13 protein-coding genes are annotated in these 13,373 nt (G+C 71.0%); 7 read left to right on the forward strand and 6 right to left on the reverse strand.

Translation table 11 applies throughout. From position 1 onward, the window contains the following. Positions 1-132: 132 nt before the first annotated feature. Positions 133-570, forward strand: coding sequence for a DUF6542 domain-containing protein (locus OG522_RS13805; protein WP_329467577.1), 438 nt, complete (start codon positions 133-135; stop codon positions 568-570). 52 nt (positions 571-622) lie between these two features. Here OG522_RS13805 and ppgK read toward each other — a convergent pair whose 3' ends face one another. Beyond that, on the reverse strand, positions 623-1,366 hold the full coding sequence (gene ppgK, locus OG522_RS13810) for a polyphosphate--glucose phosphotransferase (protein WP_443074831.1): 744 nt from the start codon (positions 1,364-1,366) through the stop codon (positions 623-625). A 123-nt stretch (positions 1,367-1,489) separates the two neighbouring features. Continuing rightward, positions 1,490-2,491, reverse strand: a complete 1,002-nt coding sequence (locus OG522_RS13815; RefSeq protein WP_443074696.1) for a 4-hydroxy-3-methylbut-2-enyl diphosphate reductase — start codon at positions 2,489-2,491, stop codon at positions 1,490-1,492. A gap of 117 nt (positions 2,492-2,608) precedes the next feature. Between OG522_RS13815 and OG522_RS13820 the strand changes: the two genes are divergently transcribed. The 4 genes from OG522_RS13820 (at position 2,609) to OG522_RS13835 (ending at position 6,690) form a co-directional block, all read left to right on the forward strand. Continuing rightward, positions 2,609-4,036, forward strand: a complete 1,428-nt coding sequence (locus OG522_RS13820; RefSeq protein ID WP_329463276.1) for an APC family permease — start codon at positions 2,609-2,611, stop codon at positions 4,034-4,036. Positions 4,037-4,045: 9 nt separating this feature from the next. Continuing rightward, complete coding sequence (gene xseA / locus OG522_RS13825; RefSeq protein ID WP_329463277.1) at positions 4,046-5,260, forward strand: exodeoxyribonuclease VII large subunit; 1,215 nt, start codon at positions 4,046-4,048, stop codon at positions 5,258-5,260. 10 nt (positions 5,261-5,270) lie between these two features. Next, the gene (locus OG522_RS13830) at positions 5,271-5,501 is read left to right on the forward strand and encodes an exodeoxyribonuclease VII small subunit (RefSeq protein ID WP_329463278.1); all 231 of its coding nucleotides are present in this window, start codon (positions 5,271-5,273) and stop codon (positions 5,499-5,501) included. A 598-nt stretch (positions 5,502-6,099) separates the two neighbouring features. Then, complete coding sequence (locus tag OG522_RS13835; RefSeq protein ID WP_329463279.1) at positions 6,100-6,690, forward strand: malonic semialdehyde reductase; 591 nt, start codon at positions 6,100-6,102, stop codon at positions 6,688-6,690. Between the two features lie 112 nt (positions 6,691-6,802). Here the strand turns inward: OG522_RS13835 and OG522_RS13840 are convergent, their stop codons facing one another. Next, positions 6,803-7,348 (reverse strand): DUF4245 domain-containing protein, encoded by a 546-nt coding sequence (locus OG522_RS13840; RefSeq protein WP_329463280.1) that lies wholly within the window; start codon positions 7,346-7,348, stop codon positions 6,803-6,805. Positions 7,349-7,474: 126 nt separating this feature from the next. Between OG522_RS13840 and glpX the strand changes: the two genes are divergently transcribed. After that, a complete protein-coding gene (gene glpX / locus OG522_RS13845) occupies positions 7,475-8,506 on the forward strand; it encodes a class II fructose-bisphosphatase (protein WP_329463281.1) in 1,032 nt (343 codons plus the stop codon). Between the two features lie 115 nt (positions 8,507-8,621). Here glpX and OG522_RS13850 read toward each other — a convergent pair whose 3' ends face one another. Then, positions 8,622-8,975, reverse strand: a complete 354-nt coding sequence (locus tag OG522_RS13850; protein ID WP_329463282.1) for a WhiB family transcriptional regulator — start codon at positions 8,973-8,975, stop codon at positions 8,622-8,624. A gap of 160 nt (positions 8,976-9,135) precedes the next feature. Beyond that, the gene (locus OG522_RS13855) at positions 9,136-9,831 is read right to left on the reverse strand and encodes a DUF1707 SHOCT-like domain-containing protein (protein WP_382813859.1); all 696 of its coding nucleotides are present in this window, start codon (positions 9,829-9,831) and stop codon (positions 9,136-9,138) included. A gap of 166 nt (positions 9,832-9,997) precedes the next feature. Here OG522_RS13855 and OG522_RS13860 point away from each other — a divergent pair, with 166 nt between their 5' ends. Continuing rightward, a complete protein-coding gene (locus OG522_RS13860) occupies positions 9,998-11,665 on the forward strand; it encodes a fumarate hydratase (RefSeq protein ID WP_329463283.1) in 1,668 nt (555 codons plus the stop codon). Between the two features lie 112 nt (positions 11,666-11,777). Here OG522_RS13860 and OG522_RS13865 read toward each other — a convergent pair whose 3' ends face one another. Beyond that, complete coding sequence (locus OG522_RS13865) at positions 11,778-13,301, reverse strand: ricin-type beta-trefoil lectin domain protein (RefSeq protein WP_329463284.1); 1,524 nt, start codon at positions 13,299-13,301, stop codon at positions 11,778-11,780. Positions 13,302-13,373 lie beyond the last annotated feature (72 nt).

The raw sequence follows: 13,373 nt of genomic DNA on the forward strand, positions 1-13,373 counted from the left end.
GTGGAGCAATACAGGACGCGCACCCCGCAGCACGGACAGCGAGCACGGACATCGGCGCCGGGGCCCTCCCGGGCGCCACTGGGCGCGCCCGCCGGAGCCGCGGCGAGCGCGGATAGCGCCGCCGTCTACCGGGTGGCCGGGCGCACCCGGCGGGTCCCGCCCGTCGTCCTCGCGCTGCGCAGGCTGCCCTCCCCCCGCCTCACCGGCCTCGGCGGCGGGCTCTTCGCCGCGGCCCTCATGCTCGTGCTCGCCTGGCTCGACTCGCTGCTCTTCGACGGTTCACCCGTGGTGTACGGAGTGGTGTTCCTGCCGGTCAGCGCGGTGACCGCGCTCTGGGTGCGGCCCGCCGACCTGGTGACGGCGCCGATCTGCGTACCCATCGCCTTCATGGTCGGCATCATCCCGATCGCGGGCGGCGCCGACGGCTTCGGCGGCCAGGCCATGGCCGTCATCACCTCGCTCGCTCTGCACGCGGGCTGGCTGTACGCCGGCACGCTCGTCGCCGGGGTGGTCGCCACCGTACGGAAAGTACGGCTGATGGGGCGGCGGCGCAGCCCCGGCCGACGGTAGAGGACGCGTCTCACGTTCACAGGCCGGTGCGGGCTTGCGGGCCCCTTTGGCCTCAGCCGCCCGCCGCCACCATCGCGGCGCCCACGATTCCCGCGTTGTTCTGGAGCTCCGCCGGGACGACTTCGGCCTTGATGCCCTTGATCAGGGGCAGGAACTTCTCGGCCTTGCGGCTGACTCCGCCGCCGATGATGAACAGCTCGGGCGAGAACAGCATCTCCACATGGGCCAGGTACTTCTGGACCCGGTGTGCCCAGTGCTGCCAGCTCAGACCCTCGTCCTCCTTGACCTTGGTCGAGGCGTGCTTCTCGGCGTCGTGGCCGTGCAGTTCCAGGTGGCCGAGTTCGGTGTTGGGAACCAGGCGGCCGCCGGTGAACAGCGCGCTGCCGATGCCCGTGCCGAAGGTGAGCAGGACGACGGAGCCCTTGCGGCCCCGGCCCGCGCCGAAGCGCATCTCGGCGACGCCCGCCGCGTCCGCGTCGTTCAGGACGGTGACGGGCAGGCCTCCCAGCCGGTCGCCGAGCAGGCGGGCCGCGTCCACGCCCACCCATTCCGTGGCGACGTTCGCCGCGGTACGGATGGTGTTCGCGGTGACGACCCCGGGGAAGGTGATCCCGACCGGCCCCGACCAGCCGAAGTGGCCGACGACCTCCGCGACGCAGCCCGCCACGCCGTCGGGGGTGGCGGGCTGGGGGGTCAGTACCTTGTGGCGTTCCCGCGTCAGGTCACCGCGGTCCAGATCGACCGGGGCACCCTTGATGCCGGACCCGCCGATGTCCACTCCGAACACGTTCCTCATGGCCTTCATGCCGTCCACGGTACGGGCGGACGCCGGGCAGCACTCCCCGGCCCGGCTCCGACCCGGCTTGGCGCTCGATGGCCGCCGATCGCCCACCGGCCCGTTCACCCGAAGGCGTACCGGTTACTTCCCGGACCGCTTCCCCGAGAGTTCGGCGGCCTCGGCGCGCAGATCGCGGCGGAGCTCCTTGGGCAGCGAGAAGGTGATCGACTCGTCGGCCGTCTTCACGGTCTCGACATCGCCGTATCCGCGCTCGGCCAGCCATTCCAGTACGCCGTCGACGAGGACGTCCGGCACCGAGGCGCCGGAGGTCACACCGACCGTGGTGACGCCCTCAAGCCAGGCCTCGTCGATCTCGTCGGCGAAGTCCACCAGGTGGGCGGCGGGGGCGCCGGCGTCGAGGGCGACCTCGACCATGCGGATCGAGTTCGAGGAGTTCTTGGAGCCGACGACGATGACCAGCTGGGCGTCCTCGGCGAGCTTCTTCACTGCGACCTGGCGGTTCTGCGTGGCGTAGCAGATGTCGTCGCTGGGCGGCGAGAGCAGGTTCGGGAACTTGTTCTTGAGGGCGTCGACCGTCTCCATCGTCTCGTCCACGGAGAGCGTGGTCTGGGAGAGCCAGACGACCTTGTCCGGGTCGCGCACCTCGACGCCCGCCACGTCCTCGGGGCCGTCGACCAGCGTGATGTGGTCCGGGGCCTCGCCGGAGGTGCCGATGACCTCCTCGTGTCCCTCGTGGCCGATCAGGAGGATGTCGTAGTCCTCCTTGGCGAACCGCACCGCTTCCTTGTGGACCTTGGTGACCAGCGGGCAGGTCGCGTCGATGGTCGCGAGCCCGCGCTCGGCGGCCTCCGCGTGGACGGTCGGGGCCACGCCGTGCGCCGAGAACATGACGATGGAGCCCTCGGGCACCTCCGCCGTCTGCTCGACGAAGATGGCGCCCTTCTTCTCCAGGGTCTGCACGACGTACTTGTTGTGGACGATCTCGTGCCGGACGTAGACGGGTGCCCCGTACTGCTCCAGGGCCTTCTCCACGGCGATCACGGCACGGTCCACGCCCGCGCAGTAGCCACGGGGAGCGGCGAGCAGGACCCGGCGGGAAGCGGTAGCAGTCATGCCGTCCATGGTAGGGGGTGGCAGTGACACCCCCGGTGACGGTCACACGCCACGCGCCCGCGACCCGGCGGCCACCCGGCCGTGCCCCGCGGGCCAAAGATCGCGGGGGCGGTGAGACTGGCGGACATGAGCGGCGTACGCGAGGAGAGCGGGGCGGCGGCGGACGGCGGGGAGGCGCCCGCCGGGCGGTTGCGGCGGACTCTCGGGTTCCGGGACCTCGTCGTCTACGGGCTCCTCTTCATCGCCCCCATGGCCCCGGTCGGCATCTTCGGCACGCTCGACGCCAAGTCGCGCGGTGCGGTCGCACTGGTTTATCTGGTGGCGACGGTCGCCATGGGGTTCACCGCGTTCAGCTATGCGCAGATGGTGCGGGTCCTGCCGCTGGCGGGGTCGGTGTTCGCGTACGCGCGCAAGGCGCTCGGCGAGGGGCCCGGCTTCATCGCGGGGTGGATGGCGATGCTCGACTACCTGCTCATCCCGGCGGTCGCCTACCTCTTCTCCGGCATCGCGATGAACTCCCTCGTCCCGTCCGTGACGCCCTGGGTGTGGACGACGATCGCGGTGGTGATCACCACCCTGCTGAACCTGTGGGGCGTACGGGCCGCGGCCCGGGTCGGTTTCGCGGTGCTCGCGATGGAGATCGTGGTGCTGCTCGTCTTCGTCGCCGCGGCGGTGGTCGTGCTCGTACGGGACGGTGCGCAGCGGGGCTGGCTGACGCCGTTGAACGGCGACGCCGGGTTCTCCCTGGGCGCGGTGCTCGGCGCGGTTTCCGTGGCGGTCCTGTCCTATCTGGGCTTCGACGCGATCGCCACGTTCGCCGAGGAGGTGACGGGAGGCTCGCAGAAGGTGGCGCGGGCGGTGCTGTTCTGCCTGGTGCTCGCCGGGGCGCTGTTCGTCGTGCAGTCCTATCTGGCGGCGCTGCTCGAACCGATGTCGTCGGCGCGGCTCGCGGCCGATCCGGCCCGGCAGGGCTCGGCGTTCTACGACACCGTGGAGAGCTCGGTCGGCGGCTGGCTGCACACCCTGGTGGCGGTCAGCAAGGCGATCGGGGCGGCGTTCGCGGCGCTCGCCGGGCAGGCGGCCGCGGGGCGGCTCCTCTTCGCGATGGCCCGCGACCGGCGGCTGCCGCGCGTCCTGTCGCAGACCGACGCCGGGGTGCCGCGCGTGGCGCTGCTGCTCGCCGCGGTGATCACGCTGGTGGCCGCGGTGTGGGCGGCCCGGCGGGACGACGGCATGGACCATCTGGTCTCGGTGGTCAACGTGGGCGCGCTGACCGCGTTCTTCCTGCTGCACGCCTCCGTGATCGCGTGGTACGCGGTGCGCCGCATGGAGGGCGCCCCCAACTGGCTTTGCCACGTGGTGGTTCCGGTGCTCGGCGCGGCCGTCATCCTCGCGGTGCTCTGGGAGGCCACGGCCGCGGCCAAGTTGGTGGGCCTGGGCTGGCTGGCGGTGGGCCTGGTGGTCCTTGCCATGCAGTGGGGCCACCGACCGGGCCCCGACCCGGAGCCGGTGGGGCGGGGCGGGCCGGGCGGGCCTGTCAGTGGCGCGGGCTAGCCTGCGTACATGGCTCTGAATACGAGTGCGGACGCGCCGCTCCCCGTCGGCGAGGTGTCCCGCCTCATCGGGGGGTGGATCAACCGGCTGGGGGCGGTCTGGGTGGAGGGGCAGATCACTCAGCTCTCGCGGCGGCCCGGCGCGGGCGTGGTGTTCCTGACGCTGCGCGACCCCGCGCACGACATCTCGGTGGGCGTGACCTGCTACCGCCAGGTGTTCGACGCGGTGGCCGACGTCGTGTCGGAGGGCGCGCGCGTCGTCGTCCACGCGAAGCCGGAGTGGTACGCGCCGCGCGGCCAGCTCTCGCTGCGCGCGGTGGAGATAAGGCCGGTCGGCATCGGTGAACTGCTCGCCAGACTGGAGCAGTTGAAGCGGAGCCTGGCGGCGGAGGGGCTCTTCGCCTTGGACCGCAAGAAGCCGCTGCCCTTTCTGCCGCAGCTCGTCGGGCTCGTCGTCGGGCGCGCCTCGGCGGCCGAGCGGGACGTCCTGGAGAACGCCCGGCGGCGCTGGCCTGCGGTGCGCTTCGAGGTGCGCAATGTCGCGGTGCAGGGCGTGCACGCGGTGTCGCAGGTCGTCCAGGCGGTGAAGGAGCTCGACGGGATGCCGGACGTCGACGTGATCATCGTGGCGCGTGGCGGCGGCAGCGTCGAGGATCTGCTTCCGTTCTCCTCCGAGCCGTTGGTGCGGGCGGTCGCCGAGTGCCGTACGCCGGTCGTCTCGGCGATCGGGCACGAGCCGGACGCGCCCCTGCTCGATCTGGTCGCCGACCTGCGGGCGTCCACGCCGACCGACGCGGCGAAGAAGGTCGTGCCGGACGTCGGCGAGGAGCTCGACCGGGTGCGCCTGCTGCGGGACCGGGCCCGGCGCCATGTCGTCGGCCTGGTCGACCGCGAGGAGCGGGGCCTGGCGGGGATGCTCGGCCGGCCCTGGATGGAGCGGCCGCAGCGGATGGTGGACGACCGGGCCGACGAGGTGGACGCGCTGGTCCACCGTTCGCACCGGGTCCTCGGCCACCTCCTCGACCGGGCCGACTCGGAGCTCGCGCACACCCACGCCCGCGTGGTCGCGCTGTCGCCGAAGGCCACCCTTGAGCGGGGGTACGCGGTGCTCCAGCGAGCCGGCGGCGAGGTGGTCCGCTCCCCCGGCGAGGTGTCCGCCGGGGAGGATCTGCGCGCCCGGGTCGCCGAGGGCGAACTGCACGTCACTGTCGTACCGCGGACATAGGGTGGATCACATGGCCAAGACGGACGAGGCCGCGTCGGGCGATGCGGCACTGGGGTACGAGCAGGCGCGGGACGAGCTGATCGACGTCGTACGGCGCCTTGAGGCGGGCGGCACCACGCTGGAGGAGTCCCTCGCACTGTGGGAGCGGGGCGAGGAGCTCGCGAAGGTGTGCCGCCGCTGGCTCGAAGGCGCCCGCGCCCGCCTCGACGCGGCACTGGCAGAACCACCGGAGGAGGCCTGAGCCCTCCTGTGCCGGCCGGGCTCCTGGGGCCCGGCCCCCGCTCACGGCCTGAGCCACTTCGGTGCCGACCCCCGCGGCCCCGCTCCGGGCCCCGCTCACGGCCTGAGCCACTTGGGTTCCGAGCCCCCGCGGCTCCACCCCGGGCCCCACTTAGTGCCGACCCCCGCGGCCCCGCTCCGGGCCCCGCTCACGGCCTGAGCCACTCCGATGCCGGGCTCCTGGGCCCCGCCCGGACCTCGCTCGCGCCTTGAGCGGCGCTCATCTCAGCGCCGGACAGGCTCGGGAGGCCGCACGGGTTCGGGATGCCACACGAGCACGCCGCCGAGACGAACCCCGCCAGGGGCGCGGGGAACTGCGCGAGCAAGGACGCACGGTCCGCCGGGGACGAGCGCACCGGGGCCGGTCCCCAGGGTGGGCGCCGCACACCGTGCAGACCGGCGAGCCCACCGGCGCCGGTCGGAGGCGCGGCGCCGCACAGCCCACCCGCCCGCCCGCCTCTGTGAGCCTGATCACCCACCCCGGGGTTTAGTTGAAAGTTAACCTAAACCGCCGTACGGTCGAAGACATCGCTTGATCAGCAGCCCGGAAGGTTTCGCAGATGTCTCTCGCCCTTGACCCCGCCGCCCAGGACCTCCTCTTCCGCGAGGCCCGCACCGCCAACACGTTCACCGACGAGCCGGTGACCGACGAGCAGGTCCAGGCGATCTACGACCTGGTCAAGTACGGCCCGACCGCCTTCAACCAGTCGCCGCTGCGCGTCACCCTGGTCCGCTCCCCCGAGGCTCGCGAGCGCCTGGTGAAGCACATGGCCGAGGGCAACCGCCCCAAGACGGCCGCCGCCCCGCTGGTCGCGATCCTCTCCGCGGACAACGAGTTCCACGAGGAGCTGCCGGCTCTCTTCCCGCACTTCCCGGCCGCCAAGGACGCCTTCTTCTCCGAGCGCCCGGTCCGCGAGGGTGCCGCCCTGCTCAACTCCGCGCTCCAGGCCGCGTACTTCATCATCGGCGTCCGCGCCGCCGGCCTGGCCGCGGGCCCGATGACCGGTCTGGACTTCGACGGTGTGCAGAAGGAATTCCTGGACGACGACCACACCCCGCTGATGGTCGTCAACATCGGCAAGCCGGGCGACGACGCGTGGTTCCCGCGCAGCCCGCGCCTGGCGTACGACGAGGTCGTCACGACCGTCTGAGCCGACGCACAGCGCATACGACGAGGGCCGCCGCACCGGAAAGGTGCGGCGGCCCTCGTCGTGTCCGTGGCGCGTCGTGTCCGTGGCGCGTCCCGTCCGTCGCGCGGGGCCCTCAGCCCGTCGGCGGGGTCTTCTTGGACTCCAGCGCCCCCGCCATCGCCACCAGCTGCGCGTACGGCGCCGTGCCGGTCACCACGGTCGTGGAGCCCTTGTCCTGGCGGACGAGCGCGTCGTACTTCGGCCCGTCCCAGTAGGTCCAGGTGGCGCCCGCGATGCGCTGCGACTTCTCGGTCTTCGCCGCGTCCCTGCTGACCTCGGCGACGAACTTCTCCACCGGCGCGGTCGACTGCTCGATCGCCACGTACTGGTTCTGGGGGTCGAGGAAGCCCAGGTGCCAGGCGTTGTCCTTGCCGCCGTCGTACGACACCGAGGTCGCCCGCCACTTGTCCTGGTCGGGCAGGCCGACGGGAGCCGCCACCGGGTACGGCGCGGCCCGCCGCACGGTGGTGAGCTCGACCTTGTAGTCGACCGTCTTGACCGGGACGCCCGAGTCGTCGTGCGGGATGAACACATAGATCACAGCCGCCGCGATGCCGATCACCGCCAGCGACTGCAGCATGTTCCGGACTGTCTGCTTGCTGCTGCGCGTTCCTGCCACGACCCCATGGTCTCAGGTCAAGTCGCCGCTCATACGTGGCCCCCTCTGCTCAATTTGTCGACGTACGGATAGAGTCCAAGCACCCTCTTTATCTGCGGCCGTCGCCGTACAGAAAGGTGCGCTCCGATGACCGAGCATCATCTGCCGTCCGAACTCGAGGTCTCCCCGGAGGCCCCCGACCGCAACCTCGCGCTGGAACTGGTGCGGGTCACCGAGGCCGCCGCCATGGCCGCCGGGCGCTGGGTCGGCCGCGGCGACAAGATCGGCGCGGACGGCGCCGCGGTCAACGCCATGCGGACCCTCGTCTCCACCGTCTCGATGAACGGCGTGGTCGTCATCGGTGAGGGCGAGAAGGACGAAGCCCCCATGCTCTACAACGGGGAGCGCATCGGCGACGGCACCGGTGCCGAGGTCGACATCGCGGTCGACCCGATCGACGGCACCACCCTGAACGCCAAGGGCATGCCGAACGCGATCGCCGTGCTCGCCGCCGCCGACCGCGGCGCCATGTTCGACCCGTCCGCCGTCTTCTACATGGACAAGCTGGTCACCGGCCCGGAGGCCGCCGACTTCGTCGACATCAACGCCCCCGTCTCGGTGAACATCCGCCGGGTCGCCAAGGCCAAGAACTCCTCGCCCGAGGACGTCACCGTGGTCATCCTGGACCGCCCCCGCCACGAGGGCATCGTCAAGGAGATCCGGGAGACCGGTGCGCGCATCAAGTTCATCTCGGACGGCGACGTCGCCGGTTCGATCATGGCGGTGCGCGAGGGCACCGGCGTCGACCTGCTCATGGGCATCGGCGGCACCCCGGAGGGCATCATCTCCGCCTGCGCGATCAAGTGTCTGGGCGGCGTCATCCAGGGCAAGCTGTGGCCCAAGGACGAGGCCGAGCGTCAGCGCGCGCTCGACGCCGGGCACGACCTGGACCGTACGCTCTCCACGAACGACCTGGTCAGCGGCGACAACGTGTTCTTCGTCGCCACCGGCATCACCGACGGCGAGCTGCTGCGCGGGGTCCGCTACCGCGCCGAGACCGCGACCACGCAGTCCCTGGTGATGCGCTCGAAGTCCGGCACCATCCGCCAGATCGACTCGACGCACCGCCTGTCCAAGCTGCGCGCGTACAGCGCCATCGACTTCGACCGGGCCAAGTGAGCGGGTCAAGTAGCCGCGGAACCAAGCGAGTTGCGTAAGTGAAGGGGCGTCCCCGTTGTGCGGCGGGGGCGCCCCTTCAGCTACGCAGACACCTGTCTGCGTGGCGTGGCCGGCCCTACGCGGCGGACGCGGACTTCTTGAGTTCGACGTCGCGACGGCGGCGGCGGGCGAGCACCACGCGGCGCTCGGCGGCGGTCAGGCCGCCCCAGACGCCGTACGGCTCGGGCATGAGCAGGGCGTGCTCGCGGCACTCGACCATCACCGGACAGCGGGCGCAGACGCGCTTGGCGGCCTCCTCGCGCGACAGTCGGGCGGCCGTCGGCTCCTTGGACGGGGCGAAGAACAGGCCCGCCTCGTCCCGGCGGCAGACCGCCTCCGCATGCCATGGGCCCGCCTGGTCCTCCCGTACGGGACCGCGCTGCGGCGGAACGGCGGCGACCTGCAAGGACTGATGCGGCGGATGCAGCACGGTCTACTCCTGACGACGGCTTCGCGAGCGAGCGACGATGCGACAGTCCCTACCCGCTGTACGCGGGCCTATGCACTGAGTTCCGTAGTGCGGAACTTCGCTCGGCCGCCGTTGGCCTGATCCTGACGGCGCCGGGCGCCGCCGCGGACAGCCGCCTCGGTCAGGATTCGAGGCGCTTGCGCAGCCGGTCGTGGAGATCGGCGATGCGCTTGCCCCGCCTGGGCTTGGCCTCGATGTTGCCGAAGACCGAATATCCATTGACGACGACCACCGGCGCCTCAGGATCCTCGGCCTCCAGGGTGGAGACCTCGAAGTTGCCGAACACCCCGGTGCCGCTGCCGCGCAGGGTCAGGTTCTCCGGGACCCGGACTTCCACATTGCCGAAAATCGCAGTCGCGTTGATGACGGTGAGGCGCTGCTCGAACAGCGCCTCGGTCAGGTCGATCTCGACGCTGCCGAACAGCGAGAAGGCGTTGGTGCGCCGCCCGACCCGCCAGCGGCCCTTGCGGGTGGAGGCGGAGAACACCGCGATCAGGTTCTCGGCGACGGCCGTTCCGGCCTCCTCGACCTCGCGCGGGTCCGGCGCGAGAGCCGGACGGCGCCGGCCTCCCGGCGCCGGGAGGTCCTGGACCAGGGGTTCGAGTTCGCCCACGGTCTTAGCGCGATAGACCGCCTCGATGCGATCGGAGTGTTCCTGGGCGTCGAGGCGGCCCTCGGCGAGGGCGTCGCGCAGGATGTCGGCGGTCCGGTCCCGGTCGGCGTCGGAAGCCCGCAGTGCCGGGGGCTCGGCATGCTTGACGAGGTCGGCCTTCGCGGGCTCCGCGGGGTCCGGCTGAGCGTGCTTTTCGAGGTCCACGGAGCCAGCGTACCCAGACGCGATAGATCGCGACTAGTCGCGGGAGGAAGCGAGCTCGGCAACTGAGCCCTACCTCACAGGATCTGCGCTTTCCGGGCGGCATACGCTGGTGGGTGCTGCACCAATGGAGGTCCAGCCGCCGTCTGTCGAGTGAGGAATGGCCGTAATGCCAGAGTTTGCGTACTCCGACCTTCTCCCCCTGGGAGAGGACACCACGCCGTATCGCCTGGTGACCGCCGAGGGTGTCTCCACCTTCGAGGCCGACGGCCGTACGTTCCTCAAGGTGGACCCGGAGGCCCTGCGCAAGCTGGCCGCCGAGGCGATCCACGACATCCAGCACTACCTCCGCCCGGCGCACCTGGCCCAGCTCCGGAAGATCATCGACGACCCGGAGGCCTCCGGCAACGACAAGTTCGTCGCACTCGACCTCCTCAAGAACGCGAACATCGCGGCCGCGGGCGTCCTGCCGATGTGCCAGGACACCGGCACCGCGATCGTCATGGGCAAGCGCGGCCAGAACGTGCTGACCGAGGGCGGCGACGAGGAAGCGCTCTCGCGCGGCATCTACGACGCGTACACCAAGCTGAACCTGCGGTACTCGCAGATGGCTCCGCTGACCATGTGGGACGAGAAGAACACCGGCTCCAACCTGCCCGCGCAGATCGAGCTGTACGCGACCGACGGCGGCGCCTACAAGTTCCTCTTCATGGCCAAGGGCGGCGGCTCGGCCAACAAGTCGTTCCTCTACCAGGAGACGAAGGCCGTCCTGAACGAGGCCTCCATGATGAAGTTCCTGGAGGAGAAGATCCGCTCGCTCGGCACCGCCGCGTGCCCGCCGTACCACCTGGCGATCGTGGTGGGCGGCACCAGCGCCGAGTTCGCGCTGAAGACCGCGAAGTACGCCTCCGCGCACTACCTGGACGAACTGCCCGGCGAGGGCTCGGAGTTGGGCCACGGCTTCCGGGACGAGGAGCTGGAGAAGAAGGTCTTCGAGCTGACGCAGAAGATCGGCATCGGCGCGCAGTTCGGCGGCAAGTACTTCTGCCACGACGTGCGCGTGGTGCGCCTGCCGCGGCACGGCGCCTCGCTGCCCGTCGCGATCGCGGTGTCCTGCTCGGCCGACCGCCAGGCCGTCGCGAAGATCACCGCGGAGGGCGTCTTCCTGGAGCAGCTGGAGACCGACCCGGCGCGCTTCCTGCCGGAGACGACCGACGAGCACCTGTCCTCCGGTGACGACGTCGTACGCATCGACCTCAACCAGCCGATGGACGCGATCTTGGCGGAGCTCACCAAGTACCCGGTGAAGACCCGTCTTTCGCTGACCGGTCCGCTGGTGGTGGCCCGCGACATCGCGCACGCCAAGATCAAGGAACGGCTCGACGCGGGCGAGGAGATGCCGCAGTACCTCAAGGACCACCCGGTGTACTACGCGGGCCCGGCCAAGACCCCCGAGGGTTACGCGTCCGGCTCGTTCGGCCCGACCACGGCCGGCCGGATGGACTCCTACGTCGAGCAGTTCCAGGCGGCGGGCGGCTCCAAGGTCATGCTGGCCAAGGGCAACCGGAGCAAGCAGGTCACCGACGCGTGCGACGCGCACGGCGGGTTCTACCTCGGCTCGATCGGCGGCCCGGCCGCGCGGCTGGCCCAGGACTGCATCAAGAAGGTCGAGGTCGTCGAGTACGAGGAGCTCGGCATGGAGGCGGTGTGGAAGATCGAGGTCGAGGACTTCCCCGCGTTCGTGGTCGTCGACGACAAGGGCAACGACTTCTTCCAGGCGCCCGCCGAGCCGCCGACGTTCCTGAACATCCCCGTGCGGGGTGCCGGACAGGCGTAGGCCGCACCGCCCCAGGCGGGGCGGACGGCCGGGAGCGGGGGCGCGAACGCCCCCGCTCCGGCGTGTGGCCGGCGAGTTCGCCGGTCGGCTTGGACCGGGGTGCTCGACGGGGTCAGGCGAAGCGCTGGGCGGCGGTGCCGTCGCAGGGCCGCAGGGTCAGCGGGTCCTTGGCGGCGGACAGGGTGGCGCACAGGCCGCTCGACGCGGCCGGGCGCAGGGTGCCGGACTGGCGCACCCATTCCTGGTTGGCGGCGCCCGAGCAGTTCCAGATGATCAGCTGGGCACCGACGGTGTAGTTCGCCCCCGGCACGTCCAGACAGCGGTCCTGGGTGAGCTGGGTGTGGACCGACTTGCGGTCACTGTCGTACCACCAGCCCTGGTTGCGTCCGCCGTGGCAGTCCCAGCCGATGACCGCCGTACCGTTGGCGCTGTTCGCCGCGGTGACGTCGGCGCACGCGCCGGTCGCCTCGTTCTTCAGGGGCTGGTACGCGTCGTCCCAGGCGAGCGGGTAGAGCTGCGGGGCCCCGGTGGACGCCGGGTCGGCGCAACTGCCTTCCCGTACACCGGAGTTGTAGAGCTGGGTGAGGCAGGAGGCGAAGGCGCCGTGGCCCCGGTAGTTGGGGTGGAAGGACTGGCGGACCGAGTTCGAGTCCGGCAGTCCGGGCTTGGATAGGTCGATGTAGAGACCCCGGGCCCAGGTGTCCTCCATGCAGACCTCGTGGCCGTTGAAGAGCCGCGAGTCGTCGAGGTAGGTCGCGCCGGTGTCGGCGGCCGCCTTGCGCATGCCGACCTCGAAGGCGGGCACCGCGGTGTTGCGGCCCCAGACGGTGTCGGAGTCGTAGCCGAGGCCGCCGCAGGCGAGTTTGCCGGGGAAGGACGGGTTGTCGTGGAAGTCGGGGCCGATCGGGCTCGGGTAGCCCATGACCACGAGTTTGTAGGAGCCGTCGGCGTAACCGGCGTCGCGCATCACGGTCTTGAGGTCGCTCACGGTCGCCTCGACCTTGGGTACGAGCGCGTCCACCCTGGCCTGCCAGCCCGGCTCGTACTTGGACTGGCACGGACCCTGGAGCAGCAGGTACCGCTCGACGCAGTCGGTCATGACCGGGGCGAACTGGAGGTCGTCGTTGGCCCCCGCGACCAGGAGCACCATCTTGATGCGGGTGTTGCGCGCCTTGATGGCGAGGCTGTCGCTCTGGACGAGCTCGTCGGCGTACTGCTTGGTGCCGCCGATCCTGATGTTGCCCGTGTAGGCGCCCGAGCAGGCGACGTTGTACGTCTCGTCGGCCGGGACGCCGGTGCGGTGGATCGCCGAGTCGGGCGAGCGGTGGCACCAGTTGTCGGGGCCGTTAGTGCCGGCCTCGTAGGTGCCGACGCCCTCGCCGGAGATCTCGCTGTCGCCGAGCGAGATGAGTCCGGTCCTGCGGTCCGCCATGGGCCGTTCGGCAGGGTCGCCGTACAGCTGGGTGGCCTCGGCCGCCCGGATCTTCTCAAGATCGGGCGAGAGCGGAGTGGACTGGGCGGACGGTGCGGAAGCGGCTTGCGCGGTGGTCGCGGTGACCGCCATGCCCCCGAAGGCCGCCGCCGCGGCCACGGCGGCGGCGAACGTACAGCGGAGTCTGTGTCTGGTGCGCCTCATTGCGCCTCCCCGGTTATTGGTTACCACCGGTATTTACTGGCCAGTAGGGCGTGTTGGGAATAGGCAGAACGA

This window comes from Streptomyces sp. NBC_01431 (assembly GCF_036231355.1).
Lineage (GTDB): Bacteria > Actinomycetota > Actinomycetes > Streptomycetales > Streptomycetaceae > Streptomyces.

Bases quoted from the DNA above. Each gene is read 5' to 3' on its own strand.
- OG522_RS13815 (WP_443074696.1), bottom strand. From the start codon at position 2,491: ATGGACGGCATGACTGCTACCGCTTCCCGCCGGGTCCTGCTCGCCGCT.
- OG522_RS13835 (WP_329463279.1), top strand. From the start codon at position 6,100: ATGTCTCTCGCCCTTGACCCCGCCGCCCAGGACCTCCTCTTCCGCGAG.
- ppgK (WP_443074831.1), bottom strand. From the start codon at position 1,366: ATGAGGAACGTGTTCGGAGTGGACATCGGCGGGTCCGGCATCAAGGGT.
- OG522_RS13860 (WP_329463283.1), top strand. From the start codon at position 9,998: ATGCCAGAGTTTGCGTACTCCGACCTTCTCCCCCTGGGAGAGGACACC.
- OG522_RS13865 (WP_329463284.1), bottom strand. From the start codon at position 13,301: ATGAGGCGCACCAGACACAGACTCCGCTGTACGTTCGCCGCCGCCGTG.
- xseA (WP_329463277.1), top strand. From the start codon at position 4,046: ATGGCTCTGAATACGAGTGCGGACGCGCCGCTCCCCGTCGGCGAGGTG.
- glpX (WP_329463281.1), top strand. From the start codon at position 7,475: ATGACCGAGCATCATCTGCCGTCCGAACTCGAGGTCTCCCCGGAGGCC.
- OG522_RS13820 (WP_329463276.1), top strand. From the start codon at position 2,609: ATGAGCGGCGTACGCGAGGAGAGCGGGGCGGCGGCGGACGGCGGGGAG.
- OG522_RS13830 (WP_329463278.1), top strand. From the start codon at position 5,271: ATGGCCAAGACGGACGAGGCCGCGTCGGGCGATGCGGCACTGGGGTAC.